The following is a 25,237-nucleotide window of genomic DNA, read 5'->3' as shown; positions in this document are numbered from 1 at the left end:
CTTTCAGCTCGGTTGTCGCGATGCTCACGATGCAACCACCGACCGTGGCCTCCCGGTCAGACCCGAGTGGGGACTGTTTGTATCCCCGAAGGGGTACGGAGGCCCTCCTGTCCGAAAAAGAGAGAACAACTGTAAGACTCACAGTATTGTCGGGAGTGTGGCGTCGAACATCGAGCACAAGACCACGTTCTGCCGGATCTGCGAGCCGCTGTGCGGCATGGTGGCCACCGTCGAGGACGGCCGTCTGACGGCCCTGCGCCCGGACAAAGACCACCCGCTCTCCGCGGGTTTCGCCTGCCAGAAGGGCATCGCGTTCACCGAGGTGCAGAACGATCCGGACCGGGTCACGACGCCCCTGCGCAAGACCCCGAACGGGTATGTGCAGGTCAGTTGGGACGAGGCACTCTCGGATATCGCCGCCCGGCTGACCGCGATCCTCACGGCCCGCGGATCGGGGGCGGTCGGCTGGTACATGGGCAACCCAGGGGCCTTCAGCTACGCGCATACGTTCGCGGCGCTGGGCTTCATCAAGAGCCTCGGGCGCGACAGCCACTACTTCACGGCATCGTCTCAAGACACCAACAGCAGGCTGATCGCCAGCCAGATGCTGTACGGTGCGCCGACGTCGGTGCCGATTCCCGATCTGACCCGCACCGAGCTTCTGGTGATGATGGGAGCCAATCCCGTTGTCTCCCATGGCAGTTTCCTGACCGCGCCGCGGATCAAGGACCGCATGCACGATATCGTCAAGCGGGGCGGACGAGTCGTCGTGGTCGATCCTCGCAAGACCGAGACCGCGGCCCAGTTCGAATGGCTGGGTATCGTGCCCGACGCCGACTCCTTCCTGCTGCTCTCGCTTCTGCAGGTGATGTTCGCCGAGGGCCTGGTCGACACCGCGCGGGTGAAAACACAGGCCGACGGCCTGGAATGGCTACAGTCGCTGTGCGCGCGGTTCACCCCGGAGTTCACCGCGGCCCACACCGGCATCGACGCGGACAGTGTCCGCGCGCTCGCGCGGGACTTGGCGCGCGAACCGCGAGCGGCCGTCTACGGCAGGCTCGGGACCTGCGTCGGCCGGTACGGCACGCTGACCACCTACCTGATCGATGCGGTGAACCTCGTCGCGGGCAATCTCGATGCTCCTGGCGGGTCGGTGTTCAGTTCGATGGAGACCGTCGGCGGTCGCTGGCAGGCCACGATGATGGGCCTTGCGATGCGCCGGTCGTATCGCAACAGGTCTCGGATCGGCGGGATCCCCATCTCCGTCGCGATGGAACCGGCCGCGCTGATGGCCAAGGAGATCGCCACGCCGGGCGATCGGCAGATCCGGGCGATGTTCGTCTCAGCGGGCAACCCGGTGTTGTCGGTGCCCAACGGTGACGAGCTCGAAGCGGCCTTCGATTCCCTGGAACTGTCTGTGGCCCTTGACTTCTACGTCACCGAGACGACCGGCCGATGCGACTACATCCTGCCGGTGACCACGATGTACGAACGCGACGACTTCCCGTACACATTCCAGGCCTTCCAGGCCACGCCGTTCCGGCAGGCCACCGAAGCGGTCGTCGCGCCGGCCGGCGAGGCCCGTTCGGAATGGGACATCGTCTCCGATCTCATGGTCCGGATGGCCAGCGATGTGCGCGCGTTCGCAGTACTCGGGGGCATGCGAAAGATATTGGGCCGCTTCGGGGTAGCTCTCAAACCTCGACTGATGATCGACGCTCTGATCAGGACGTCACAGGGTGGCGACCTGTTCGGGCTGCGTCGCGGCGGCCTCACGCATCGCCGACTGACCGAGGAACACCCGCACGGTGTGGTCGTGGCACCGCATATCCGCACCGGGGTGCTGCGCAATTCGGTGGCCTACCTGTCGCGCCGTATCCGGCTGCGCCACAGCGGGATAGCCTCCGAGGTCGACAAGCTGTCGCGCGCAGGCCATCCCGACGGCTATCCGTTGCGGATGATCGGTATGCGGGAGCCGCGCTCGGAGAACTCGTGGATGCACAACTCGCCGCTGCTGATGCGGGGCGAGCGCGGGCACCGCGCACTCATCCACGCAGACGATGCGGCCGAGATGAGCATCGCTGACGGTGATGTGGTGCGGGTGTCGTCGCCTTACGGCGAGATCACCGTCGAGGTGATGATCACCAAAGATCTGATGGCCGGTGTGATCGCCGTGCCGCACGGCTGGGGGCACACCGGAACCGGGACGTGGAAACTGGCCAACCGGGCGGGTGGCTCCAACGTCAACCGGCTGACGTCGAGCGCGCCCGAGGACGTCGAGGCGTTGTCGGGCATGGCGTGGCTGACCGGCGTCCCGGTTCGCGTCGAGAGGGTCCGTGAGGCCGTGACCAGCTAAGCGATCGCGCCCGACTCCTTGAGCGCCTCAATCCGGTCCCAGTCGATGCCGATCTCCATCAACACGATCTCGGTGTGCTCGCTGGCCTGAGGCGCGCGGGTGGTCTCCAGCGGCTCGTGGTTGAACTGCACAGGTCCGCGGACCACCTTGAACGGCGCCCCGCCGTCGGCGGACTCCACTTCGACGATCATGTCGTTGGCGATGGCCTGCTCGTCGGTGGCCAGATCGACCAGGCTTTGGAAGGGCGCCCACTGACCCTTCATCGTCTTGAGGTGCTGGCGCCAGTACTCGAACGGCTTGGCGGCGATCGCCTCGGCGATGAGTTCCACGCCGGCTTCGGCATTCTGGATCAGCGGCATCACATCGGAGAACCGTGGGTCGTCGGCGAGTTCGGGCAGGCCGAGATGCTCCCACGTGTCCCGGATGTATCCGGTCGGGCTGACGATGCACAGGTTGATGGTGCCGCCGTCCGAGGTCAGGTAGTTGGCCATGAACGGGTTGACCGATGTGGTGGTGCCCGGCATCAGCGACCGCATGGTCTCCCCGGTCTCCATACCCTGGGTGACGCTGGCACCCGCGGCCCACCACGCGGTGCTCAGCAGCGACACGTCGAGCTCGACCGCTTCGCCGGTGCGTTCCCGGTGGAACAGTGCCGCGGAGATGCCGCCTGCGATGTTCATGCCGCCGATCGAATCACCGAACGCCGGAATGCCTTGGGGGAGTGCGCCTCCGAGTTCCTCTGGAGTCAGGGCATGGCCGACGCCGCTGCGCGTCCAGAATGCGGTGCCGTCGAAGCCGCCCACCCCTCGCTCGGGGCCCTTGTCGCCGTAGGCGCTGCCGCGGGCGTAGATGATGTTCGGATTCACCGCGCGGATGTGCTCGATATCGAACTTGTTCTTCTGGCGCTGCGCAGGCATGTAGTTGGTCAGGAAGACGTCGGCCGTCTTGGCGATCTCGTAGAGCACCTCCTGACCCTCTGGCGTGGACACGTCGATGCCGACGCTGCGCTTACCCCGGTTGGGGTGCTCGATCAGGGGGTGCCGGTTGGGGTCGAGCTGAAAGCCGCCCATGTTGATGAAGCCGCGCTGGGTGTCCCCGCGAACCGGGTGCTCGATCTTGATGACGTCGGCGCCCCAGTCGGCCAGGATCGCCCCTGCCGCCGGCACGAACGTGAACTGCGCGACCTCCAGTACTCGGATGCCATCCATCACCTTGATCAACGCGATCTCCCATTCTCGTGCGGTGGTAACCACATTCTCACACTCCGGCTTCCGCGGGCCGGGGAATGGGCCCCGAGACTGCTGCAGTTTCCTACTGTAACCTTTACAGTTGACCGTCCCAGAACATGAAGGTGGTGCCTGTAGTGGGCGAGCAGGGTGCGACGAGCGTCGAGCTCGGGTTGCGTGCGGCGCAGCGGGCCGAGACCCGGATGCTGATCGACGGAAAACTGTCCGCGGCGCAGGACGGCGCGGAGTTCGACAATCTGAGCCCCGCCACCGGCCGGGTGCTCGGGGTCGCCGCCGCCGCCGGGCCCGCCGATATGGACCGTGCGATCGGCGCGGCCCGACGCGCCTTCGACGAGACCGACTGGTCCACCAATGCCGAGCTGCGCAAGAGGTGCCTGGCCCAGCTGCAGTCCGCGCTGGAAGCCGAGAAGGAAGATCTGAGAGAAGAACTGGTCGCCGAGGTCGGTTGCCCGGTGATGTCGACGGGCGACGCCCAGCTGGAGTGGCCGCTGGCCGAGTCGCTACGCTACCCGGCCCGTCTGATCGACGAATTCGACTGGGAGCGAACCCTCGAGGGCGGCGGGTTGTTCGGTGAGCGCAATGTGCGCACCGTGGTCAAGGAACCGGTCGGGGTCGTCGCCGCAATCACACCGTCCAACTACCCCGTCGAGGTCATCCTCAACAAGCTGGGTCCCGCGCTGGCCACCGGCAACACCGTCATCCTCAAACCGGATCCCAACACACCATGGAACGCCACTCGCATCGGCCGGCTCGTCGCCGACCACACCGACATTCCGGCCGGCGTCCTGAACGTCGTCCCCACGCCATCCAACGAGGTCGCAGGCCAGCTGGCGACCGACCCACGGGTGGACATGGTCTCGTTCACCGGTTCCACCGCAGTCGGTAAGCAGCTGATGCGCGACGGCGCCGACACCATGAAGCGCACCTTCCTGGAGTTGGGCGGTAAGTCCGCGCTGATCGTGCTCGAGGACGCCAACCCGGCCCACGTCATCGGCGGTGCGGTCGGGGTGTGTGTGCACGCCGGGCAGGCCTGCGCGCTGACCACCCGACTGGTGATCCACGAATCGCTCTACCCGGAGGCACTGGCCGCCATCACCGCGGCCTATCAGGCCATTCCGGTCGGAGATCCGGCGCTGCCGGGGACCTTCGTCGGCCCCGTCGTCAGCGCGAAGCAGAAGCAGCGCGTTCTCGACGCCTGCGATCGGGCTCGCCGCGACGGCGCCGAAATCGTGGTCGGGGGAGGAGCTTTCGACGGCCTGTCCGACTATCTGGCCGGCGGACATTTCGTTCAGCCGACGGTGATCATCGGCGCCGAACCGGATTCCGCGATCGCCCAAGAGGAGATCTTCGGGCCCGTCCTGGTGGTCCTGACGTTCCGGGACGACGACGAAGCCGTCCGCATCGCCAACAACAGCGCCTACGGACTGGCAGGCGCGGTGCTGTCGGGATCGATCGACCGCGGCATGTCCGTCGCACGCCGGATCCGGACCGGGTCGATCGGTGTCAACGGGGGAATGTTCTACGGTGCCGACGCGCCGTTCGGCGGCTTCAAGAACAGCGGTGTCGGACGCCAGTGTGGCATCGAGGGTTTCCAGCAATACCTGGAAACCAAGACCGTCGCATACCGCGCTCCGCGCACGTCCTGACTTTTGAAAGGAACCCCAGTGGGCAAGTTGGACAACAAAGTCGCCGTCGTGTCGGGAGCCGCGCGGGGACAGGGCCGTTCGCACGCGATCGCGCTGGCCGCCGAGGGCGCCGACGTCATCATCTTCGACATCTGCGCCGATCTCGACGGCAACACCTACCCGCTGGCTCGGCCCGAAGACCTCGACGAGACCGCCCTGTTGGTGGAAAAGGAAGGTGCGCGGGTCTTCTCGACGATCTGCGATGTCCGTGAACGCGGTGCGGTGTGGCAGACGATCGCCGAGGCGGTCGAGGAGATGGGCCACCTCGACATCGTGGTCGCCAATGCGGGCATCTGCCCGATGGGCAAGGGCCAGACCCTGCAGTCGTGGTCGGACACCATCGACACCGACCTGGTCGGGGTGTTCAACGTGATCCAGGCCAGCATGCCGCACCTCAACGACGGTGCGTCGGTGATCGCCACCGGATCGCTTGCCGCGCAGTTGGGGAGCGCCAGCAACCAGGGCCCCGGCGGATCGGCCTACAGCCTGGCCAAACAGATGGTCGCCCACTACGTCAACGATCTGTCAATCCAATTGGCCAAGAGGATGATTCGGGTCAACGCGCTGCATCCCACGAACGTCAACACCGATATGCTGCACAACGAGGGTATGTACCGGGTGTTCCGGCCAGACCTGGCCTCGCCGACCCGGCTCGATGCCGAGCTGTCCTTCCCGGCAATGCAGGCGATGCCGGTGCCCTACATCGAGCCCTACGATGTGTCGGCCGCCGTGGTCTTCCTGGCCAGTGACGACGCCCGCTTCATCACCGGTACCCAATTGCGTATCGACGCGGGCGGATTCGTCAAAGCCAAGCCTTGGAAAGGTTAGCGAACGGCGTCGAAGGTCACCGGAAGCGATGTCGGTGACCGGAACGGTTGCCCGTGAATGTGTGGGTCGTCGTCGGCGAGCAGCGTGATGTTCGTCAGCCGGTCCAGCAGTGACTCGATGGCCACCCTGGTCTCCATCCGCGCTAGGTGCAGACCCATGCAGGTGTGCTCGCCCGCGGCGAACGAGATGTGGGGCGTGTGCTTGCGGGAGATGTCGAAATCCTCGGAGTTCGGCCAGCGGTTCTGATCGCGGTTGGCCGACCCGATGCACAGGTCGATGACCGAACCAGCCGGTATCGCAACACCTTCCAGCTCACTGTCCTCGGTGGCGAACCGTTGCACCGTGGTCAGCGGCGTCTCGTAGCGCAGACCCTCCTCGATCGCGGGTCCGATCAGATCCCGATCGGCTTGGACTGCGGCGAACTGTTCGGGGTGGGTGAGCAGCAGGTACAGCAGGTTGCCCGATGACCGGTAGGTGGTCTCCAGGCCGGCGGGCAGCAACAGTCGCAGGAATGAATAGATGGCCTCGTCGGAGAGCTTCTCGCCGCCGATGTCGGCGGTCACCAGATCGCCGATGATGTCGTCGGTGGGCTTCGAGCGGCGCTTGTCGATCTGGTCCATGAAGTATTCCTTGAGTGCCGCCGACGCCTCGAATGCCTTCTTGTAATTGACCGCATAGCTGATCAACTGGACCGCTCGCCGCCGGAAGTCGGCCAGATCCTCCTCGGGCAGCCCGAGCAGTCGGGTGATGACACGGGTGGGGAACTCAAAGGTGAATGCCTTCACCAGGTCGGCCTGCCCGTCGGCGATGAACTCGTCGATGAGCCCGTTCACGATCGGACGCACGATCTCAGGCTCCCAGCGCGACAACGACTTCGACTTGAACGCCGCCGAGACCAGGTTGCGGTGGTCCCAGTGCGTCTTGCCTTCCATCGCGAGCAGCGACGGGCCGATGAACAGGCCGATGGTGGCGTCGTAGATCTTGGAGTTGAACACCTTGCCGTCGCGGAACACCTTGTTGACAGCGTCGAACGACACCGCGGCGAAGGTGTTCGTGGGACGCAGCGACTCGGGTGTCTTCGAGTAGTCCATGACGGTGCCGCGGAAAACCCCAGGGCCGTCGCGCATCTCGGCGAAGAACGGGTACGGGTCACGCTGGTAGCCGGTGGGCAGTTGTGGCACGGCGGTGTCGGTGTCCATCATGCCTCCCAGGCAGCGATCAGCTCGTCGGTGGTGGTGAGGGTGGTCAGCAGTCCCAGCGTGTTGTCGATGATCGCCGCGCCGTACTCGGCGGGGACGCCGGCCACCGCATCGCGCGGCAGGACGACCCGGTACGCGGCGTTAACGGCGTCCATGACGAGGTTGGGGATCGCGACGTTGAGGGACACCCCGACGGCGACGATCGTTGTCACGCCGAGGTTGCGCAGGATCGCATCGAGGTCGGTGCCGCCCATCGGGCCGAGACCGTGCCAGCGGGCCAGCGTGAGATCGCTGGGCTCCGGCCCGAATTGGGGAAGCAGTGTGGCACCCGGGCTGCCCGGTGCGATGTCCACGCCGCTGGCGCCGATCGCGAACAGCTTGGCGTTGTGGTTGGCGCCCAGCCCGTCGGGGCGACGCTGCACCAGGCAGTGCACCACCTTCACCCCGGCCGCGCGTGCGACCGGGAGCAGGCGTGCGATATTGGGCAGCGCCTCGCGCTCGGCCTCGCGGGCCAGCGCGGCCAGCCCGGCATTGGGCCCGACGACCGCGCCCTGCAACTCCTGGGTCACGATCGCGGTGTGTGCCGGGTTTACCAGATTGGTCTTCATACCGGTGCTGCTGCCGTCACGTCGTAGAACTGCAACGCCCACTTCCGCATCGCCATATAGGGTTTCGCGTCGATCTTGGCCAGTGCGGGGTGCTCGACGTACTTCTGGTAGCGCCAGATCTCGAGGTCGTCCCACACCGTGCCGAGGTACTGCTTCTCCACCCGCTCGCGGACGTCGTCAGGCGGAATATCACTGGTGTCACCGTCTTTTCGCGGCCACCAGATCGAATAGAACATGTTGGACACCTCGTCGTCGACGGGTGTGCAGGCGAAGATCAGCCGGTGGTTCGACGAGCCCTCGAACACACTGATCGCGAAACCGAGCCCGGAGAAGTGGCTGTGGATGCGCAGCGCCATCTTGTTCGGGTCGTCGCTGCGGGCGTCGGGCCAGCCGGTGAGGAACCGCCATTCTTCGTCGACCGCCTCCCACTCCAGGCACACCGGCGTGACCGTCGCCTTGTGGACGTAGTGGAAATGCGCACTGTCCGGGCCATTTTCGGCCACGATCTGCGGATGCACCGGCTCGTTCTCGGCGAACCGGGAGAATTCGGGGTAGGGCCGGTAGTACGCGTCGGGGGCGGCGGTGAATTGCGGGAACTTGGTGAACATGTCGGGCAGCTCCCACCGTGGTGGCTCGCCACCGGGGTGATGCCACATGAAGATGCAGCCATGCTGCTCTTGAACCGGGTAAGCCCGCAGCCGCAGACCCTTGTTGGGCCGGTCCGGCTGATAGGGGATGTAGGTGTTGGCGCCGTCGGGGCCCCACCGCCAGCCGTGGAACGGGCATTCGACGCAGTCGCCGACCACGGTGCCGCCGTGCCCGATGTGCGCGCCGAGGTGCTTGCAGTGGCCCTCGAGCAGGTGCAGTTCACCGGCCTGGTCGCGGTAGATGACGAGGTCCTCGCCGAAGTAGCGCAGCGACCGGACGTCACCGACCTCGTACTCAGCTGACCAGCCGATCATGAACCAGCCGGTGACCTTCCAGGTGAACGGGACCTTCACGTGGATCCTCCTCGAACTCAGGGCCGTACTAAGAGTATTACAGTAGTGCTTTCCGGCTGATGCTAATGGGAGGCGTTCGATGGGCGATGGCAGTGACGAGCTCGAGGCGATTCGCCAGCTCAAGGCGCGATATTGCCGATTCCTGGACACCAAGGATGTCGAGTCGTGGCGCAGTGTCTTCGCCCCTGATCTGACTGTGCTGCTCGACGGCGCGGTATCGACCGGCGGGGCGGACCCGAAGACCGGCCCGCCCATCCAGGGCGTCGACGAGTTCGTGCCGATGGTGATCGGGACGCTGGAGGGTGTGGCGACGGTGCATCACTGTCACACGCCGGAGCTCGCGCTCACCTCGGCGACCACGGCCAGCGGCATCTGGGCCATGGAGGATCTGCTGTTCTTCCCCGACGGCACGCAACTGCACGGCGCCGGCCACTACCACGAGACCTACGAGAAGCGGGACGGCCGATGGCAGATCGCGTCGCTGCATCTGACCCGCACCCTGTTGCGGTTCAGCTGACCAGATTGCCGGCGATGACGGCCTCGCCGAACGCGTCGATGTAGTCTTTCGCCTCGCGCGGGGTGGGCGCTTGGACGTGGGCGACGGCCCAGTTCGCGCCGTGCTCGGCCAGTTCGCCGAGCACGTCCTGTGCCTGCCGCAGCGAGGCGTCGTCGTCGAGGTCGATGAACGGGCAGATCACCTGGACGTCGAGGGACAGCGGATCGCGCCCGGCATCGGCGAGCGCGTCCCGCAGCCGCGTGAGCTGGGCGCCGAACTGCGCGGCTGTCTCAAGCGCCGCGGTGCCGATCGCCGATGCCATGCCGGCTGGCGCGATGAGCGGCATCCAGCCGCTGCCGTACTGGACTACCCGGCGCACCGAGGCCGCGGTGTTGCCCCCGATCCAGATTGGCGGATGCGGACGCTGTACCGGCGGCTGCAGCCACATCGGGCTGGTCGCGCTGAAACCCTTTCCGCTGACCGGTGTCTCAGGGTCGGTCCAGATCGAGGTCAGTGCTGCGAGCGCTTCGTCGAGCAGCTGGGCGCGGTCGTCGACGTCGACGCCGAGCGCGGCGAACTCCGAACGCAGGTAGCCCGCTCCCACGCCGGCGATCAACCGTCCCGCCGACAGGATGTCGAGGCTGCCCAGGGACTTGGCGGACAGGTACGGGTTGCGGAACGGCAGCACGTACAGGTTGGTCATCAGCTTGATGTCGGTGGTCACCCCGGCCATGAAGCTCAATGCCGCGATCGGGTCGAGGGTGTCGTGGCCGCCGTTGCGCCGCCATTTCAGCGAGGGTGCCGGATGTTCGGACAGCGCGATCGCGGAGAACCCCGCAGCCTCGGCCCGCGTCACGACATCTCGGATGACGTCGGGTTCCAGGAATTCGTCGGGCGCGGTCGGTAGCTCGCTCGGATATTCCAGGGTGTACCGCAATTGGCCTCCAATACTGTAATAGTTACAGTAGCATCCGCTGTGCGAGGAAGAGAAGGGTCCGTGAATGGACAATGCTGATGTGCTGGTGATCGGTGCCGGGTTCTCCGGTCTCTACATGCTGCACCGGTTGCGCGAGCTCGGCATGCGGGTCCAGGTGCTGGAGAAGGCCGAAAAGGTCGGCGGCACTTGGCTGTTCAACCGGTACCCGGGCGCGCGCTGCGATATCGAGAGCATCGAATACTCCTACAGCTTCTCCGAGGAGATCCAGCAGGAGTGGGTCTGGACCGAGACCATGCCGGCCCAGCCCGAGATCGAGGCGTATCTGAACTTCGTCGCCGATCGGCTCGACCTGCGCCGCGATATCCGCTTCAACACCGATGTCACGGCGATGACCTTCGACGAGGACAGCGCGACGTGGACACTACAGACCGACACCGGCGAGACGTTCGTCGCGCCGTTCGTCGTCGCGGCCTCGGGCATCCTGTCGGTCCCGCTGGAGCCCGACATTCCCGGCATGGCAGCCTTCGCGGGGGAGTCACTGTTCACCAGCCGGTGGCCCGAGGGTGGGTTCGATCTCTCCGGCAAGCGTGTCGGCGTGGTCGGGACGGGTTCGACCGGCGTACAGATGATTCCGGTGATCGCCCGGGATGTGGAGCAGCTCTACGTCTTCCAGCGTTCGCCCGCGTTCACGCTGCCATGGGAGGTGCGGCAGTTCGAACCCGGTGAGCTCGACGAGATGAAGGCGAACTACGCCGAGATCCGCGACGCCCAGCGGCAGCATCCGGTGGGTGCGGCCCGGCTGTCGGCATTCTCGGTCCTGATCGACATGCTCGTGAGCCCGCCGATCAAGTCCGCGACGCCGGAGGAGAAACTGCGCGCGGTCGAGGAGCGCGGGGTGATGGGCGCACTCAACTGGGGCGACATCTTCTTCGACATCGAGGCCAACCGGATGGCCACCGAACTGTACGGCGAGGCGATCGCGCGGATCGTTGACGATCCCGAGACGGCGGCGGCGCTGGTGCCCAGCCACCCCTTCGGCTGCAAGCGCCCGATCATTGACCAGGGCTACTACGAGACCTACAACCGCGACAACGTGACTCTGGTCGACCTGCGCACGGACCCGATCACGTCGGTGACCCAGGATGGCATCGACACGTCGGCGCAGCACTACGACCTCGACGTGATCATCTACGCCACCGGGTTCGACGCCATGACCGGTGCGCTCACCCGCATGGATGTGCGGGGCCGTGGTGGGGCGTTGTTGCGTGACGTGTGGGCCGACGAGGGGCCGGTGTCCTACCTGGGGCTTGCGGTCGCCGGGTTCCCCAATCTCTTCACGGTGCAGGGTCCGGGCAGCCCGGCCGCGGCCACGAATTTCGTCTCCGCGCTCGAGCAGCACATCGAGTGGATCGGCGCCTGCATCGCGTACCTGAAGGCGAACGGTTACCGCAGCATCGACGCGCTGCCTGATGCGCAGCAGGACTGGATCGAGCTCACCACATCCCTTGTGGCGCCGACTGTCCTGGTGCACCCGAGCTGCAATTCGTGGTACAACGGCGCCAACGTTCCCGGCAAGAAACGGATGTACATGGGCTTCACGGCAGGTATTCCCGAATACCGTCGGCGCTGCGACGAGATCGCCGACGGCGGTTACGTCGGCTTCAAGCTGGCGTGATGCGGCTGAGCAACGCGCACCGGCTGGCCACGCAGCTCGGGGGAGTCTTGCCGCGGTCGGTGTCCGCGCTGCAGGGTGAGGACTGGAATCCACTGTCCGGGCGTGGCATGCGTCAGGTCGCCGAGGTCGCGCTCGACGAGCTGGTGGTCACCGGCATGACCCTGATGTCGTCGCCGCCGAAGATGGAGCGGCAGGTCGACGACTACGCAGGAATGGCCGCGGAGTTGTCGTCCCTCGGGGTCACCGGTGTGCATCACGATCCGGAGCCATTGCAGGTCAAGGGGATTCGTCCGGTCAAAGCCGGGGTGCTCTCCTACGAGCGGATGAGCTACGACCACGACCCCAAGCTGGTGCCGGTGCTGGCCGAGGAGCACGACGGGCCCGCGGGTGCGGAGGTGGTGTTGTTCCGCCACGACGACGGGCCGCGGCCGTGGCTGGTGTGGGTACACGGTGCCGGCCAGGGCGGTATGTCGGACATCCTGGTGGCCAGGGTCGGCCGCATTCATCGGGAGCTCGGCTTCAATGTGGCCCTGCCGGTCCAGCCCGGGCACGGGCCACGTCGTGACCGCTGGCCCGCCTATCCCGGAACGGATCCGGTGGCCAACGTCGCGGGCATGGTTCGGGCCGTCTCAGAAGTGCGGGCGGTGATCGGCTGGATCGAGCCCGACTCGACGGCGATCGCGGTCTCCGGATTGTCGTTGGGCAGTGCGGTCGCGGCATTGGTCGCCGGCCTGGACGAGCGAGTCGACGCGGTTGCGCTGTACACGCCGATCCTCGGCCTCAACGGGATGATCGCCCGGCATCTGCATCGGTGGGGTCCGAGGGCCGATACCGTCGGCGCGGCAATGGCATCCGACATCGTGTCGGATCTGACGTCGGTGATCGATCCTCTGGCGCTTGACCCGTTGCCGCCGCCGGAGCGCCGGCTGATCGTCGGTGCCTGGCACGACCAGATGGCGTACCGGCAGTGCGCACTGGCCATGCACGAGCGCTGGGGCGGTGAGTTGTACTGGCACGACGGCGGTCACGTCGGGCACCTGTTCTCGGGGGCCGTGCAGGCGGAGACCGAACGGTTCCTTGGCGCGCTCACTCAGGCGCCGTAGTCCCGCACGATCTTCTGGCGGGCGTGCGCCAGCTCGGCATCCAGGTCGAAGCCGGACGGGAGCGCGACCCACAGGAACGCGATACCAAAAAATACCGCGGTGATATCGCTGACCGCGCGATCCAGGTCGATACCCTTGCGAACCGACTTGTCCCGCTGACCCTTTCGCAGACCATCGGCAACATTGGCGATCCCACCCTGCAGTTGGTCGGTCATCCGTTCGCGCAGTGGAGACGTGGTCTTCATGGCCTCGAAGCTGGAGACGAACATGGCCCGCAGCACGTCGGGGTCATGGGCGTACAGATCGCGGATGCGGTCGAAGTGGGCGACCACCTGGTCCATCCCCGTGGCCTTGGGGTTGGGGTGCGGGTTGAGCCTGCCGACATACTCTCCGAGGAAGTCCTCCAGGATGGCTTCCTTGCCGCCGAAGCGGGCGTGCACCATCGTGCGGCTGTACCCGGCCCGGCGGCCGATCTCGGCGGCGGTGGTTGCGTCCCAGCCCTTCTCGACGATGAGCTCGGCGGCGGCCTCCATCAGCCGGCGACGGGAGGTCTCGACCCGTTCGGGTTGCGTCAATCCGCGTGCGGGAGAAGGCACCCTTGCATATTAAACACACGACAACTATCTTTGCGAGCGTGACTTCAGCCACGGCAGCGGTGCCGTCCGGCATTGACGCCGTCGATCCGGCGTGGCTCACCGACGCGCTGGGCGTGACCGTCACCGCGGTCGTCGCCGAACAGATCGCCCAGGACAGCGGATTCTCGTCGCTGCTGTATCGCCTGCACCTGACCGGTGAGGGTGTTCCGGAGACGATGATCGCCAAGCTGGCTGCGCAGTCGGAAGCGCGTGGCGCCATGGAGCTGCTCGGCGGCTACCGTCGCGAGCTGGCGTTCTATCGCGATATCGCCGGCCGGGCGCCGATGGACGCCCCGCAGGTCTACGCCGCTCGGATGGCCGAGGACTCCGCGGACTTCGTGCTGTTGTTGGAGGACTTGAAGGACTGGGACAACGCCGACCACCTCGCCGGCTTGTCGCTCGAGCGCGCGCGATTGTGTATTGCGCAGCTGGCGGGCCTGCACGCCTGGTCGGTGCTTCCAGCGAACAGCCCAGTGCTGCAGGCATTTCCGAGCTTCGACATGCCCGCGGTGCGTGATCTGCTGGTGCCGGCGTTCGGTCCCGGGTGGGATATCTACCGCACGCATTCGCGGCAGCCTGTTCCCGATGCGATCGCGGGGTTCGCGGAACGATTCACCGAACACGCCGCCACCGCGCTGGATGGCCTGACCGAACGGTCGATGCTGCTACACGGCGATATCAGGGCCGACAACATGTTCTTCGCCGGTGACCGGATGAAGGTGGTGGACTACCAGTTCGCCTGCGTGGGCGCGGGTGCGGCCGATATCGCGTATCTGGTGAGCCAGGGACTGCCCACGGACGTGCGTCGGGGCCAGGACGAAGCACTGCTCCGCGACTATCTGAACAGCCTTGGTGACATAGGGTATTCGTTCGACGAAGCGTGGCGGCACTACCGCTTGGCGGCTGGCTTCCTGATGGTGCTTCCGGTGATCACGCTGATCGGCTGGGACGCGCTACCGCAACGGTCACGTGACCTGTGCCTGACGCTCACCGACCGGGCGGTGGCCACGATTGCCGATATCGACGCACTGGAGGTGTTCTGATGAGCCGCACGGCGCGCGAAGTCGTCGAGCTGTACAACCTGGTGGTCTGGAATACGCGCGACGTGGCGCTCGCCGAAGAGTTGCTGGGCGACAGCGTGATTCGCCATGAGGTCGGCGAGGCAGTGGTGCTCACCCACGACGAGGCCGTCAAGCGTGTGGTCGACCACTTGGAGATGTTCCAAGAGATCCGGTTCGATCTGAATCTCGTAGTGGCGGGTGACGACGGTGTGCACGTTGCGATCGTCTACCAGTCGCCGATGACTCTCAACGACGGCACGAAGGTGGACGTCGGCAGCATGGAGATCTTTCGGGTGATCGACGGCAGGATCACCGAGGTCTGGAATTGTGGCTACAAACAAGGAGTTTGGGCATGACCCGGGTATTGGACGAACTTGGCTATTACCTATTGGCCGGCGCGGGCGGTGAAGGGCCCGCCACTCTCATGGACGAGGCGCGGCGCGGTGAGGAACTGGGTTTCGGCACCGGGTTCATCTCCGAACGCTGGAACGTCAAGGAAGCGTCCTCACTGGTGGGTGCGGCCCTCGCGGTCACCAATCGCATGCAGATCGCCACGGCGGCAACGAATCACAACACGCGCCATCCGCTGATCATCGGCTCGTGGGCCACCACCATGCACCGGCTCTCCGGCGGCCGGTTCACCCTGGGTATCGGCCGGGGTATCGCGGCGATCTACGGGGCATTCGGCATCCCGCCGGTCACCACCGCGCAGATGGAAGACTTCGCCCAGGTGATGCGCCGGCTGTGGCACGGCGAGCTGATCTTCAACCATGATGGGCCGCTGGGCAAGTACCCGATTTTATTCCTTGACCCGGACTTCAACGAGGACATCCGGCAGGCCATCGTGGCGTTCGGCCCCGAGACCCTGAAGCTGGGTGGGCGGGAGTTCGACGACGTCATCCTGCACACGTACTTCACGCCCGAGACGCTGACGCGTGCGGTCAAGACCGTCAAGGATGCCGCCGAACAGGCCGGCCGTGATCCGAACAGCGTGCGGGTGTGGTCGTGCTTCGCGACCGTGGGAGACCACCTGCCTGAGGAACTGCGGTTGAAGAAGACCGTTGCACGCCTGGCCACCTATCTGCAGGGTTACGGCGATCTCCTGGTAAGCACCAACAACTGGGATCCCGCTGTGTTGGAACGTTTCCGGGCGGATTCCGTGGTGCAGTCCGTCGGTGGCGGTATCGATCACAAGGCGACCGCCGAGCAGATCGAGCACATCGCGACGCTGATCCCCGAGGAATGGCTGGAACCGTCGGCGACGGGTTCGGCGCAACAATGTGCCGACCGGATTCGCAAGGAATTCGACTACGGTGCCGACGCGGTGATCCTGCACGGCGCCACACCCGACGAACTGGAGCCGGTCGTCGCGGCTTATCGCCAGTCCGACAAATAGCCGAATTGTCCCGTCTGCGTGTGGGTCTGATGGACCCGGTGATGGCCGCGCGCGCGAGGGCCGACGCGTTCAGCCGGGCCAACTATCTGTCCGCGGTGGCGGGCCGGGTCGATTCGTACTGGGTGCCCGACCACATCAATGGTCAGACCCCGCGACCCCTGTGGGATCCGAAATACACAGCGGCGGCACGGCTTCTGCAGTCGCCCGACGCCGCGATGGAGGCCTGGACCCTGCTCGGCAGCCTCGCGGCACGCCGACGATTCAGCCGGATCAGCCTCGGGATCGGAGTCACCGACACGGGCAAGCGTCACCCCGCCGTCACCGCACAGTCCGCCGCGACGCTGAACCTGCTGACCCGCGGGCGTGCGGTGCTCGGCATCGGTCCGGGGGAGCGGGTCGGCAATGAACCCTACGGGGTGGACTGGTCCAAGCCGGTCGGCAGATTCGAAGAGGCGCTGGCGACCATTCGTGCGCTGTGGGATTCCAAAGGGGATGTGGTAAACCGGGATTCACCCTTCTTTCCACTACGTGACGCGATCTTCGACCTGCCGCCCTACAAGGGAAAGTGGCCGCCGATCTGGGTGGCCGCCCACGGACCGCGGATGCTCCGGGTAACAGGTCGTTATGGCGACGGCTGGTTTCCCGGGTTCGCGCACCGGCCGCAGGATTACGCACAGCGCCTCGAGGTGATCCGGTCGGCCGCATCAGATGCCGGGCGTGACCCCATGTCGATCACGCCCGCGTTCTGGATACCGGTGTTCGCAGGCCGGAGCCGAGCCGCGGTCGCCGAGGGTCTCGACACCACGGTGGTCAAAGCGTGGGCCCTCAATACGCCGGCCCAGTTCTTCGCCGACCACGGGGCATCACATCCGCTGGGGCCGGATTGCACGGGCATGCAGGATCATTCGAACTTCACGATGGACGAGGCCGCGGTGCACACGGCTGCCGCGCAGGTTCCGCTATCGGTCGTGAAGGCGATGATGCTGACCGGCACCGTCGACGACGTCGTCGAACAGGCCGCGGTATGGCGCGACCACGGCGTGCGCCACCTCGTCGTCGTGAATTTCGGCCCCATGCAACCGAATGTGCGCAAGGGAGTGGCTACCATGCTGCCGTTCAGCAAGGTGCTGCGCGGGCTGCGGCGGCTCTAGGGCGTGATGACGGTCCGGCTCACGGGCTCGGCGACTTCCTGACGGCTGAAGATGCCGCGCTGCAGTGCCAGCAGCAGGGCGTTACGGGTCTCCTCCGGTGAGATCAGCTCGTCGAAGCCGAGGTGCCCCGCCGAGCGGTACGACGCCTCGAGTTCCATGTTCTTCAGGATCTCGGTGACATCCTCGTCGGCATGGGAGGCGCGACTCAGCGCGGCAGCGCTCATCGCCCCCATGGTGGCGCCGGGGAAGGCGAATGTCGCCAGTTGGTTGTCGAATCCCAGCAGTGACATCACCATCGAGCCAAAGCCGAAGGCCTTGCGCAAGGTGACATGCAGCTTCAACGTCGTCGCCGCCGTTTGCGCGGCGAACATCCGTGCGCCGCTTCGCAATACGCCGTCGCGCTCGGACTGGCTGCCCGGCAGCATGCCCGGGTTGTCGGCGAGGAACACCAACGGCAGGTGGAACGAGTCGGCGACCATGATGAAATGCGCGGCCTTGTCCGCGGCGTCGGAGTCGATCGACCCCGCGATCTGGGTGGGCTGGTTGGCGACGACCGCGACCGGATAGCCACCCAGGTGAGCCAGCGCGCAGATGATGGCCTGGCCGTACTTCGGCTGGATCTCGAGCCAGTCGGTGTCGTCGAAGACCACGTCCAAGACGGTGCGCATGTCGTAGATGTTGCGGTTGTCCCGCGAGATGATGTCGAGCAACTCAGGGGTGGGACGCAGACCGGCCTCGTCGTCGTACAGCCGGGTCGGGGGATACGACCATGCGCTGGAAGGGAAGTAGGACAGGTAGCGCCGAATGTCGTCGAGCACCTCTTCGTCGGTCTCGGCGACGTTGTGGATGACGCCGCTGGGCAACGCAACCGTCGGCCCGCCGAGGTCCTCCTTCGAGATGTCCTCTCCGGTGGCCTCTTTCACGACCGGGGGGCCTGCGGTGAAGATGGCGCCCTGGCTGCTCATGACGGAGAAGTCGCAGACCGGTGCGACGAGGGCACCGTGACCGGCCGACGGGCCGAGGACCGCGGAGATGGTGGGGACCTTGCCGGAACACTGTGCCTGCGCGATCAGGTCGGTCGGGGTGCGGCCGTAGTGCTCACCGCCCGCGGCGCGGAAACCGGCGCCCTCCAACAGCATCACCAGCGGGATCTTGTTGCGCAGGGCCAACTCGGCAAGTCGATAGCGCTTGGCGTTGCCGCCCGGGCCGATGCTGCCGGCCAGGGTGGTGAAGTCCTCGGCGCCCACCATGACCGGTGTTCCGTTGATGCGGCCCGCGCCCGAGACGAGTCCGTCGGAAGCGATGTCCCCGCCGACCAGGGTGCCGAACTCCTGGAAGGTGCCCGGATCGAGGAGATGGTCGATTCGGCCCCGGGCGTCGAGCTTTCCCTTGCCGTGGTGCTTGGCGACGCGCTCCTCACCGCCCATGCCGTGCGAGTGCTGACGCCGCCGGCTGAGGTCGTGGAGCGTCTCCTGCCAGTCCTGCGCGTTGCTCATCGACGTGTCCTAACCGTGGCGGCGTTGACCATACTGAAGTGCTTACTGTAGCGTCTGCCGCCATGGGCGAGGTCGGCGGTCTCAAGGTCGACCGGGGTGTCATCAGCAGGCTCGGCGCCGTCGCAGACGCGGCGCGTGAGGTGGAGCGGCTGGGCTACGACGGCTGCTGGACCGCCGAGATCAGCCACGACCCATTCCTGCCGCTGACGCTGGCCGCTGAGCACACCACGCAGGTCGAATTGGGCACGTCGATCGCGGTTGCCTTTGCGCGTACCCCGATGACCGTGGCCAATATCGGCTGGGATCTGCAGGACTTTTCGCAAGGGCGTCTGCTGCTCGGCCTGGGCACGCAGATCAAGCCGCACATCGAGAAGCGATTCAGCATGCCGTGGAGCCAGCCGGCACGGCGGATGCGGGAGTTCGTCCTTGCGCTGCATGCCATTTGGGATTGCTGGCGGGACGGCACCAAGCTCAGTTTCGACGGGGAGTTCTACACCCACCGGCTGATGACGCCGATGTTCGTGCCGGAGCCGCATGGCTACGGGTCGCCGAAGGTCATGATCGCGGCGGTCGGTGAGCTGATGACGGAGATGTGCGGCGAGGTCGCCGACGGCCTGATCGCGCATGCCTTCACCACCAAGCGGTATTTCGACGAGGTGACGATCCCGACGCTGCAGCGGGGGATGGCCAAGTCGGGGCGTTCGCGAGACGACTTCCAGGTGATGGCGCCGGTGTTCGTGGTCACCGGCTCGGACGAGGCGGAGCTGGCCACTGCGGCGGCCGCCTCGCGCAAGCAGATCGCCTTCTACGCGTCGACTCCCGCGTATCGGAAGGTGTTGGATCTGCACGGCTGGGGTGATCTGCAGACTGAGTTGCACCGGCTGTCGCTGGAGGGCCAGTGGGACACCATGGCCACGCTGATCTCCGATGAAATCCTGGAAACCTTCGCCGTCGTCGCGCCGTTGGACGGACTGGCCGGCGCGTTGCGGGAACGCTGCGACGGCATCATCGACCGGGTGATGGTCGGGCTGCCGTCGTCGGCCTCGGAAGACACCGTGCGCGCCTTCTTGGATGAGGTTCGCGCGGTCTGAGTTCGGTTGGGGGGATTGGGTTTATCCCCAGACTCCGATTCATCCACAGATTTGATCCCGCTGCCGCTTTTTGTCAGTTGTTCGAACTAGTGTTCGATACATGGGTTCGATCGATGTGGCACTGGATGCGCTCGATGCCGCGGTCGAACTACTGGGTGCCGCTGATATCGAGGAGCTGCCCGCGCCGAAGCGCTTCGCGGTGATCGAACGGCTGGAACGTGCGGTGCGTCGTCAGGTTGCGGTCTCGCACGATCAGATCACCCATCTGGAGTGCTACGAGGGCTGCCCGCCGATCCCGATCGTGTTGGCTGACGTGTTGAGGATCAGCCGGGCGGCGGCCAAGCGCCGGGTTCGTGATGCCGAGCAGTTGACGCCGCGCATCACGTTGACCGGTGAGTCGCTCGCACCGCCGTTGCCCGAGACTGCCAAGGCGTGGGAGGCCGGTCATCTCGATGGTGAGCATGTGCGGGTGATTCAGAGATTCTTTCGCGAGCTACCCGATCATGTCGGTCCGGTCGAGATCGAGAAGGCCGAACGCGCCCTGGCCGAGCATGCGCAGACCATGCGGCCTGATCAGTTGGAGAAGGTGGCGGACCGGCTTGCGACTCATCTGAATCCCGACGGGACCTTCTCGGAGGAGGACCGAGCACGCAAGCGCGGCTTCCAGTGGTGCGGGGGTCAACGACCGGACGGCATGAGCGTCGCAAAGCTGATCGCTGATCCACTGCTGCGAGCGCAACTGGATGCGTGGTTCGCGAAATTCGCCGCACCGCAGCCCGACGATCTGCGCAGCCATGCCCAACGCCAGCACGATGCGTTGACAGAGTTAGTGGGCAGCCGCCTTGGCGATCCGAAACTGGGGCAACACAACGGACTTCCGGTCACCATGATCGTCACCACCACGCTGCAAGACCTTCAGAAGGGCGCCGGACAGGCCGTGACCGCGGGCGGGACGCTCATCCCGATCACCGACCTGATCCGAATGAACGCTCCCTCGAACAACTACCTGGCGGTGTTCGACGGCATCACCGGACAGTCGCTATGGCTGGGGCGCAGCAAGCGGCTGGCGTCGGCGGATCAGCGAATCATGCTGTTGGCCAAGTATCGTGGCTGCACCGCACCGGGGTGCACGGTCAACGGCTACAACAGCCAAGTGCACCATGCTGCCAAAGACTGGAAGCACGGTGGTGCCACCGACATCGACGACCTGACCCTCGCCTGTAAATGCGACAACCTGTTGGTCGAGAACGACGGGTGGGCCACCCGCCAACTCGCAGATGGCCAGACCCAATGGATCCCGCCATCCGACGTCCCGCTACGCGGTGGCACCAACGACTACCACCACCCTGAACGTTTCCTGCCGAAGGACGACGACCCGTGACCCGAGGGAATGAATCGGCACGGTCGTGCAGTTCCAAGCAAGCATGACGTTCACGCTGACCGACGACTCAGCCCTGCTCCAGCCGATCACCATCGGGGCCAACACCGCCCGGAATCGGCTGTTCATGGCACCGCTGACCCGCTCGCGTGCGCAGGCGGACGGCACCCCCAGTGACCTGCAGGTCGAGTACTACTCACAGCGTGCATCGGCCGGCGTGATCATCACCGAAGCCACCGCCATCTCGCAGGTCGGCAACGGCGCCTACGTCAACACCCCGGGCATCTACACCGACCGCCACCAGGAGAAGTGGGCCGAGGTCGCTGCCGCCGTCCACGCTCAGGACGGGCTGATGTTCATGCAGATCTGGCACGTCGGCCGGATGGCGCACCCGGACATCAACGGCGCTGAGTCGGTGGCTCCCTCGCCGATCGCGGCGAAGATGCTCGCCCACACGCCCGACGGCAAGAAGCCGCTGCCGGTGCCGCGGGCATTGGGTGCCGACGAAATCGCCGGCGTTGTGGGCCAGTTCCGCAAGGCCGCGCGCCGCGCCATCGATGCAGGGCTCGACGGCGTCGAAATCCATTCTGCCAACGGCTATCTCCTGCACCAGTTCCTCTCCGACACCACGAACACTCGCACCGATCGGTACGGCGGGTCTGCGGAGAATCGTGCGCGGCTGGCCGCCGAGGTCGTCGAGGCGGTGGCCGACGAGATCGGTCCTGATCGCGTCGGGCTGCGTATCTCGCCGGGAAACTCCGCGGGCGATATGCACGAGATCGACACCGTCTCGGCCTATGAGGCTCTGCTGCAACGGATCTCGCATCTCGGACTGGCCTACCTGCACGTCTTGATCGACCCGGACGCGCCCGAGTTCGGCGTTGTGCGGGCGCTGTGGCCCGGGCCGTTCGTCCTGAACACCGGCCGCGATGTCGACACGACGTTCTGCCAGCTGGAGAACATGACCGACTGGGGTGCCATCAGCGCGGCAGCAGTCGGGCGGGCCTACCTGGCCAACCCCGACCTGATCGAGCGGTTGCGCACCGGCGCCGAGTTGACCGAGCCCGATGTGGCCACGTTCTACTCGCCGGGTCCCGCCGGCTATGTCGACTACCCGACGCTGGCGCCGATCGGCTGACCCGACTTCTCATGCAGCCGCTGGCGTTCCACGGTGGCGAGATAGAACGCCCAGGCGAACGCGAAGCTGGTGAACAGGCTGGACACGAAGAACAGCCACGGCCGGCGAATCCCGCGCCGGTAGCCGTCGATGATCGTGAACAACGGCAGCAGGATCACATTGCCGATCGTGTAGTCCTGACTGGCTGATGCCGCGGCCGGGTTGGCGTACCCCAGCGTGATGAACTGCCACCAGCTGCCTGCGCCCGTGAAGACGTTGCCGCTGCCATCGGCGTACTGGTGCACGAACTGGATATTGAAGTACCAGCCCAGAGCGATCGACGCCAGGCCGACGACGTAGTAGAGGATCTCGAGCGCACTGACGGCGGGTCCGGTGGCCGGCCGTTTGAAGATCGACGAGTTGGATCCGATGATCCACGCGATGACGAGCACAGCCAGCACTGCATGAACGAGAAGCGTCATGGCTTCGCAACTGTAGTGAAGATCGGCCTACGTTTTGTCAATTTTGACAATTAATTGTGCGGTACGTTACCCCCGTGGTTCGGCCTGCTCAGACGGCGCGCAGCGAGCGCACGCGCGATGCGCTGCGCCGTGCTGCTCTCGTGCGCTTCCTCGCCCAAGGCGTGGAGGACACCTCCGCCGAACAGATCGCCGATGACGCCGGGGTCTCGCTGCGCACGTTCTATCGGCACTTCACCTCCAAACACGACCTGCTGTTCGCCGACTACGACGTCGGCCTCGAGTGGTTCCGCGCCGCGCTGAACGCCCGCGCGCCGGGGGAATCGATCATCGAGTCGGTGCAGTCGGCCATCGACGCCTCGCCCTACGACCCCGAGGCCGTCGCGCAGATCGCTTCGCTGCGGGCCAAGGAGCTCGACCCCGGCCGTATCGTGCGGCACACCCGGCAGGTGGAAGCGGAGTTCGCCGATGCGATCGCCGACCAGCTGTCACTGAGCACCCCGCCGACCACTCCCGACGAGCGCCTGCGTGTCATCGTCACGGCCCGGTGTATCGCCGCGGCCGTCTTCGGCGCGATGGAGCTGTGGATGGTCGGCGAAGACCGGTCGCTGGCCGAGCTGGCGCGGCTGTGCCGCACCGCGCTCGAGTCGCTGCGTGGCGGGATCATCGAAGGGTAGATCGGCCCCGTGGCATGCTGAGGCCATGCATGCTTTTCGCGCCGCCGTCGAAGCCGGTGATTTCGATGCTCTGCCCGCCCTGTGCACCGAGGACGTCGTCTTCCGCAGCCCGATCGCCCACAAGCCGTACCAGGGCCGCGATCAGATCGGCGTCATCCTGCGGGCAGTGTCGCGGGTCTTCGTCGATCTGACTTACATCAAGGAGATCGGTGGCGAGGGGCAGGCCGACCACGCGCTGGTCTTCACCGCCAAGGTCGGCGGCCTCGACATCAACGGCTGCGACTTCCTGCACGTCCGTGAAGACGGCCTCATCGACGAGTTCACCGTGATGCTCCGCCCGCTCAAGGCCGTGACCAAGTTCGCCGAGCTGATGGCCGTGGAATTTGAAAAGGAAATGGCCGCGGCCGGATTGGCGTAAATCCCGGCGTGTGCTTCCGCACTTCGGCCGCCGACCGGAGGACGATCTAATGCATGGCGAGGATCGGTGACGACACCCTGATCGTCTGCGGGGAGCAGCGTCCTGACGGCACTTGGCTTTTCACCATCCGCTATATCGTGTACTTCGAGCCCGGCGAGCTCGGCACCCGCTTCGCGGACTCGGTGCAGATCTGTGCTGACAACGGAGCGACCCCGGTGCCGTTCATCGCGTGCGGTCGCTCGGTGCTCCGCAAGAAACGCATCATCGTCGACGACGACTTACTGACCGACAACGCGTGCGCCACGGTCTGTGTGCGCAGCGGCGCACATGCGCTGACTCAGTCGGCGCGGTTGCGTAGGAGCTCGGCCCAGTCGGCAGGTACCCGCCCGCGTGGGCCCGGCGTGGTCTCCTCGGCCGGGCGGCTCTCGGGCGGCGCCAGGTCCGGCCCGTCGTAGTACTGGCCAGTCTGGTAGTCCCAGAACCAGTCCTCGCCCGGTTCGAACGACCGGATGATCGGATGCCCGGTCTCCCGCCAGTGCGCGGCGGCGTGCCGCATCAGCGAATCGTCGCAACAGCCGATGTGACCGCAGGCCGCACAGCGTCGCAGGTGCACCCACCACCCGCCGTTGGCATCGCATTCGACGCAACCCGTGCCGCTCGGTGGAACCGATGGATCGACCGCTTCACCCATGTCTGTGAGCTTAGAACCCGTATACGGGTCTGGTTCGGCAACTAGGGTCACGCCATGGCAACTAAAGATTCCCGTGAGGTCGTGATCGAGGCCAGCCCTGAGGAGATCCTCGCGGTGGTCGCCGACGTCGAGTCGACGCCGGTCCGCTCACCGCAGTACCAGAGTGCGGAGGTGCTGGAGGCCTACGACGACGGCAAGCCGCACAAGGTCAAGGTGAAGATCAAGGCCGCCGGTCTGACCGACGAGCAGATCGTCGAATACCAGTGGGCCGACAATGTGGTGACCTGGACACTGGTCAAGGCCAGCCAATTGCGTTCCCAGGACGGCAAATACACGCTGACGCCCGACGGCGACAAGACCAAGGTGCGCTTCGACCTGTCCATCGACCTGGCGGTGCCGCTGCCCGGATTCGTCGTCAAGCGCATCATCAAAGGCGCGATGGAAAGCGGTACCGACGGACTGCGTAAGCAGGTGCTGGACCTGAAGAAGAACGGCTGAGTTACCTTACGGCC

At 65.8% G+C, this 25,237-nt stretch carries 26 protein-coding genes; 17 read left to right on the top strand and 9 right to left on the bottom strand.

The window, feature by feature from the left end; all coding sequences use genetic code 11:
* Positions 1-157: 157 nt before the first annotated feature.
* On the top strand, positions 158-2,356 hold the full coding sequence (locus EV580_RS11215; RefSeq protein ID WP_133691261.1) for a molybdopterin-containing oxidoreductase family protein: 2,199 nt from the start codon (positions 158-160) through the stop codon (positions 2,354-2,356).
* Here the strand turns inward: EV580_RS11215 and EV580_RS11210 are convergent.
* Positions 2,353-3,564, bottom strand: coding sequence for a CaiB/BaiF CoA transferase family protein (locus EV580_RS11210; RefSeq protein WP_133692194.1), 1,212 nt, complete (start codon positions 3,562-3,564; stop codon positions 2,353-2,355). The genes EV580_RS11215 and EV580_RS11210 overlap by 4 nt on opposite strands.
* 137 nt (positions 3,565-3,701) lie before the next feature.
* Between EV580_RS11210 and EV580_RS11205 the strand changes: the two genes are divergently transcribed.
* Both EV580_RS11205 and EV580_RS11200 read left to right on the top strand, forming a co-directional pair.
* Entirely contained in the window at positions 3,702-5,249 is a 1,548-nt protein-coding gene (locus tag EV580_RS11205; RefSeq protein WP_133691260.1) for an aldehyde dehydrogenase family protein, read from the top strand.
* A gap of 18 nt (positions 5,250-5,267) precedes the next feature.
* Positions 5,268-6,116, top strand: coding sequence for a mycofactocin-coupled SDR family oxidoreductase (locus EV580_RS11200; RefSeq protein WP_133691259.1), 849 nt, complete (start codon positions 5,268-5,270; stop codon positions 6,114-6,116).
* Here the strand turns inward: EV580_RS11200 and EV580_RS11195 are convergent.
* Genes EV580_RS11195 through EV580_RS11185 form a run of 3 tightly spaced genes read right to left on the bottom strand, consistent with a single transcriptional unit; the run spans position 6,113 to position 8,924 of the window.
* The gene (locus EV580_RS11195) at positions 6,113-7,315 is read right to left on the bottom strand and encodes a cytochrome P450 (protein WP_133691258.1); all 1,203 of its coding nucleotides are present in this window, start codon (positions 7,313-7,315) and stop codon (positions 6,113-6,115) included. The genes EV580_RS11200 and EV580_RS11195 overlap by 4 nt on opposite strands.
* A complete protein-coding gene (locus EV580_RS11190) occupies positions 7,315-7,923 on the bottom strand; it encodes a cysteine hydrolase family protein (protein WP_133691257.1) in 609 nt (202 codons plus the stop codon). Before EV580_RS11190 ends, EV580_RS11195 begins: the two co-directional genes overlap by 1 nt.
* The gene (locus EV580_RS11185) at positions 7,920-8,924 is read right to left on the bottom strand and encodes an aromatic ring-hydroxylating oxygenase subunit alpha (RefSeq protein WP_133691256.1); all 1,005 of its coding nucleotides are present in this window, start codon (positions 8,922-8,924) and stop codon (positions 7,920-7,922) included. Before EV580_RS11185 ends, EV580_RS11190 begins: the two co-directional genes overlap by 4 nt.
* 79 nt (positions 8,925-9,003) lie before the next feature.
* Between EV580_RS11185 and EV580_RS11180 the strand changes: the two genes are divergently transcribed.
* Positions 9,004-9,441 carry a nuclear transport factor 2 family protein gene (locus EV580_RS11180; protein ID WP_133691255.1) on the top strand — a complete coding sequence of 146 codons (438 nt, stop codon included), beginning with the start codon at positions 9,004-9,006 and terminating at the stop codon, positions 9,439-9,441.
* On the opposite strand, the gene EV580_RS11175 is transcribed toward EV580_RS11180, so the two are convergent.
* Entirely contained in the window at positions 9,434-10,357 is a 924-nt protein-coding gene (locus EV580_RS11175) for an LLM class F420-dependent oxidoreductase (RefSeq protein WP_133691254.1), read from the bottom strand. The two genes, EV580_RS11180 and EV580_RS11175, sit on opposite strands and share 8 nt — an antisense overlap.
* 64 nt (positions 10,358-10,421) lie before the next feature.
* Here EV580_RS11175 and EV580_RS11170 point away from each other — a divergent pair, with 64 nt between their 5' ends.
* Together EV580_RS11170 and EV580_RS11165 are read left to right on the top strand one after the other, a co-directional pair.
* Positions 10,422-12,032 (top strand): flavin-containing monooxygenase, encoded by a 1,611-nt coding sequence (locus EV580_RS11170; RefSeq protein WP_133691253.1) that lies wholly within the window; start codon positions 10,422-10,424, stop codon positions 12,030-12,032.
* Positions 12,032-13,135: an alpha/beta hydrolase family protein gene (locus EV580_RS11165; RefSeq protein ID WP_133691252.1), complete on the top strand. Its 1,104-nt coding sequence runs from the start codon at positions 12,032-12,034 to the stop codon at positions 13,133-13,135. The genes EV580_RS11170 and EV580_RS11165 overlap by 1 nt, the downstream gene beginning before the upstream one ends.
* On the opposite strand, the gene EV580_RS11160 is transcribed toward EV580_RS11165, so the two are convergent.
* Positions 13,123-13,731, bottom strand: coding sequence for a TetR/AcrR family transcriptional regulator (locus tag EV580_RS11160; protein WP_166654668.1), 609 nt, complete (start codon positions 13,729-13,731; stop codon positions 13,123-13,125). The genes EV580_RS11165 and EV580_RS11160 overlap by 13 nt on opposite strands.
* Positions 13,732-13,769: 38 nt before the next feature.
* Here EV580_RS11160 and EV580_RS11155 point away from each other — a divergent pair, with 38 nt between their 5' ends.
* The 4 genes from EV580_RS11155 to EV580_RS11140 are packed head-to-tail and all read left to right on the top strand — an operon-like array spanning position 13,770 to position 17,378.
* Entirely contained in the window at positions 13,770-14,813 is a 1,044-nt protein-coding gene (locus EV580_RS11155; protein WP_133691251.1) for a phosphotransferase, read from the top strand.
* On the top strand, positions 14,813-15,187 hold the full coding sequence (locus tag EV580_RS11150) for an ester cyclase (RefSeq protein ID WP_133691250.1): 375 nt from the start codon (positions 14,813-14,815) through the stop codon (positions 15,185-15,187). The genes EV580_RS11155 and EV580_RS11150 overlap by 1 nt, the downstream gene beginning before the upstream one ends.
* Entirely contained in the window at positions 15,184-16,227 is a 1,044-nt protein-coding gene (locus EV580_RS11145; RefSeq protein ID WP_133691249.1) for a TIGR03857 family LLM class F420-dependent oxidoreductase, read from the top strand. Before EV580_RS11150 ends, EV580_RS11145 begins: the two co-directional genes overlap by 4 nt.
* A gap of 29 nt (positions 16,228-16,256) precedes the next feature.
* Entirely contained in the window at positions 16,257-17,378 is a 1,122-nt protein-coding gene (locus EV580_RS11140; protein ID WP_255525339.1) for an LLM class flavin-dependent oxidoreductase, read from the top strand.
* On the opposite strand, the gene EV580_RS11135 is transcribed toward EV580_RS11140, so the two are convergent.
* Positions 17,375-18,874, bottom strand: coding sequence for an acyl-CoA carboxylase subunit beta (locus EV580_RS11135; RefSeq protein ID WP_133691247.1), 1,500 nt, complete (start codon positions 18,872-18,874; stop codon positions 17,375-17,377). The two genes, EV580_RS11140 and EV580_RS11135, sit on opposite strands and share 4 nt — an antisense overlap.
* A gap of 62 nt (positions 18,875-18,936) precedes the next feature.
* Here EV580_RS11135 and EV580_RS11130 point away from each other — a divergent pair, with 62 nt between their 5' ends.
* The 3 genes from EV580_RS11130 to EV580_RS11120 all read left to right on the top strand — a co-directional run bounded on the left by EV580_RS11130 (position 18,937) and on the right by EV580_RS11120 (position 22,481).
* Positions 18,937-19,965, top strand: a complete 1,029-nt coding sequence (locus tag EV580_RS11130) for an LLM class F420-dependent oxidoreductase (protein ID WP_133691246.1) — start codon at positions 18,937-18,939, stop codon at positions 19,963-19,965.
* Between the two features lie 100 nt (positions 19,966-20,065).
* On the top strand, positions 20,066-21,346 hold the full coding sequence (locus EV580_RS11125; RefSeq protein ID WP_133691245.1) for an HNH endonuclease signature motif containing protein: 1,281 nt from the start codon (positions 20,066-20,068) through the stop codon (positions 21,344-21,346).
* 43 nt (positions 21,347-21,389) lie between these two features.
* A complete protein-coding gene (locus tag EV580_RS11120; RefSeq protein ID WP_133691244.1) occupies positions 21,390-22,481 on the top strand; it encodes an alkene reductase in 1,092 nt (363 codons plus the stop codon).
* Here the strand turns inward: EV580_RS11120 and EV580_RS11115 are convergent.
* Positions 22,454-22,942: a DUF2834 domain-containing protein gene (locus tag EV580_RS11115; RefSeq protein WP_133691243.1), complete on the bottom strand. Its 489-nt coding sequence runs from the start codon at positions 22,940-22,942 to the stop codon at positions 22,454-22,456. The two genes, EV580_RS11120 and EV580_RS11115, sit on opposite strands and share 28 nt — an antisense overlap.
* Before the next feature lie 74 nt (positions 22,943-23,016).
* Here EV580_RS11115 and EV580_RS11110 point away from each other — a divergent pair, with 74 nt between their 5' ends.
* Genes EV580_RS11110 through EV580_RS33690 form a run of 3 tightly spaced genes read left to right on the top strand, consistent with a single transcriptional unit; the run spans position 23,017 to position 24,489 of the window.
* Positions 23,017-23,616 carry a TetR/AcrR family transcriptional regulator gene (locus tag EV580_RS11110; RefSeq protein ID WP_133691242.1) on the top strand — a complete coding sequence of 200 codons (600 nt, stop codon included), beginning with the start codon at positions 23,017-23,019 and terminating at the stop codon, positions 23,614-23,616.
* 25 nt (positions 23,617-23,641) lie between these two features.
* Positions 23,642-24,034 carry a nuclear transport factor 2 family protein gene (locus EV580_RS11105; protein ID WP_133691241.1) on the top strand — a complete coding sequence of 131 codons (393 nt, stop codon included), beginning with the start codon at positions 23,642-23,644 and terminating at the stop codon, positions 24,032-24,034.
* A 53-nt stretch (positions 24,035-24,087) separates the two neighbouring features.
* The gene (locus EV580_RS33690) at positions 24,088-24,489 is read left to right on the top strand and encodes a hypothetical protein (RefSeq protein WP_166654664.1); all 402 of its coding nucleotides are present in this window, start codon (positions 24,088-24,090) and stop codon (positions 24,487-24,489) included.
* Here the strand turns inward: EV580_RS33690 and EV580_RS11100 are convergent.
* Positions 24,372-24,725: a UBP-type zinc finger domain-containing protein gene (locus EV580_RS11100; RefSeq protein ID WP_133691240.1), complete on the bottom strand. Its 354-nt coding sequence runs from the start codon at positions 24,723-24,725 to the stop codon at positions 24,372-24,374. The two genes, EV580_RS33690 and EV580_RS11100, sit on opposite strands and share 118 nt — an antisense overlap.
* 54 nt (positions 24,726-24,779) lie before the next feature.
* On the opposite strand from EV580_RS11100, the gene EV580_RS11095 reads away from it, so the two are divergent.
* Positions 24,780-25,223 carry an SRPBCC family protein gene (locus EV580_RS11095; RefSeq protein ID WP_133691239.1) on the top strand — a complete coding sequence of 148 codons (444 nt, stop codon included), beginning with the start codon at positions 24,780-24,782 and terminating at the stop codon, positions 25,221-25,223.
* Positions 25,224-25,237: the final 14 nt, after the last annotated feature.

The sequence above is a fragment of the Mycobacterium sp. BK086 genome (assembly GCA_004362315.1).
In the GTDB taxonomy this organism is placed as follows: Bacteria; Actinomycetota; Actinomycetes; order Mycobacteriales; family Mycobacteriaceae; genus Mycobacterium.
Note: the sequence above shows the minus strand (reverse complement) of the source record. Positions and strands in the feature narration are given on the sequence as shown.

Bases quoted from the DNA above. Each gene is read 5' to 3' on its own strand.
- EV580_RS11120 (WP_133691244.1), top strand. From the start codon at position 21,390: ATGACGTTCACGCTGACCGACGACTCAGCCCTGCTCCAGCCGATCACC.
- EV580_RS11105 (WP_133691241.1), top strand. From the start codon at position 23,642: ATGCATGCTTTTCGCGCCGCCGTCGAAGCCGGTGATTTCGATGCTCTG.
- EV580_RS11095 (WP_133691239.1), top strand. From the start codon at position 24,780: ATGGCAACTAAAGATTCCCGTGAGGTCGTGATCGAGGCCAGCCCTGAG.
- EV580_RS11195 (WP_133691258.1), bottom strand. From the start codon at position 7,315: ATGGACACCGACACCGCCGTGCCACAACTGCCCACCGGCTACCAGCGT.
- EV580_RS11190 (WP_133691257.1), bottom strand. From the start codon at position 7,923: ATGAAGACCAATCTGGTAAACCCGGCACACACCGCGATCGTGACCCAG.
- EV580_RS11115 (WP_133691243.1), bottom strand. From the start codon at position 22,942: ATGACGCTTCTCGTTCATGCAGTGCTGGCTGTGCTCGTCATCGCGTGG.
- EV580_RS11205 (WP_133691260.1), top strand. From the start codon at position 3,702: ATGAAGGTGGTGCCTGTAGTGGGCGAGCAGGGTGCGACGAGCGTCGAG.
- EV580_RS11125 (WP_133691245.1), top strand. From the start codon at position 20,066: ATGGGTTCGATCGATGTGGCACTGGATGCGCTCGATGCCGCGGTCGAA.
- EV580_RS11100 (WP_133691240.1), bottom strand. From the start codon at position 24,725: ATGGGTGAAGCGGTCGATCCATCGGTTCCACCGAGCGGCACGGGTTGC.
- EV580_RS11135 (WP_133691247.1), bottom strand. From the start codon at position 18,874: ATGAGCAACGCGCAGGACTGGCAGGAGACGCTCCACGACCTCAGCCGG.
- EV580_RS11130 (WP_133691246.1), top strand. From the start codon at position 18,937: ATGGGCGAGGTCGGCGGTCTCAAGGTCGACCGGGGTGTCATCAGCAGG.
- EV580_RS11165 (WP_133691252.1), top strand. From the start codon at position 12,032: ATGCGGCTGAGCAACGCGCACCGGCTGGCCACGCAGCTCGGGGGAGTC.
- EV580_RS11180 (WP_133691255.1), top strand. From the start codon at position 9,004: ATGGGCGATGGCAGTGACGAGCTCGAGGCGATTCGCCAGCTCAAGGCG.
- EV580_RS11210 (WP_133692194.1), bottom strand. From the start codon at position 3,564: ATGGATGGCATCCGAGTACTGGAGGTCGCGCAGTTCACGTTCGTGCCG.
- EV580_RS11150 (WP_133691250.1), top strand. From the start codon at position 14,813: ATGAGCCGCACGGCGCGCGAAGTCGTCGAGCTGTACAACCTGGTGGTC.
- EV580_RS33690 (WP_166654664.1), top strand. From the start codon at position 24,088: ATGGCGAGGATCGGTGACGACACCCTGATCGTCTGCGGGGAGCAGCGT.
- EV580_RS11140 (WP_255525339.1), top strand. From the start codon at position 16,257: ATGGACCCGGTGATGGCCGCGCGCGCGAGGGCCGACGCGTTCAGCCGG.
- EV580_RS11170 (WP_133691253.1), top strand. From the start codon at position 10,422: ATGGACAATGCTGATGTGCTGGTGATCGGTGCCGGGTTCTCCGGTCTC.
- EV580_RS11145 (WP_133691249.1), top strand. From the start codon at position 15,184: ATGACCCGGGTATTGGACGAACTTGGCTATTACCTATTGGCCGGCGCG.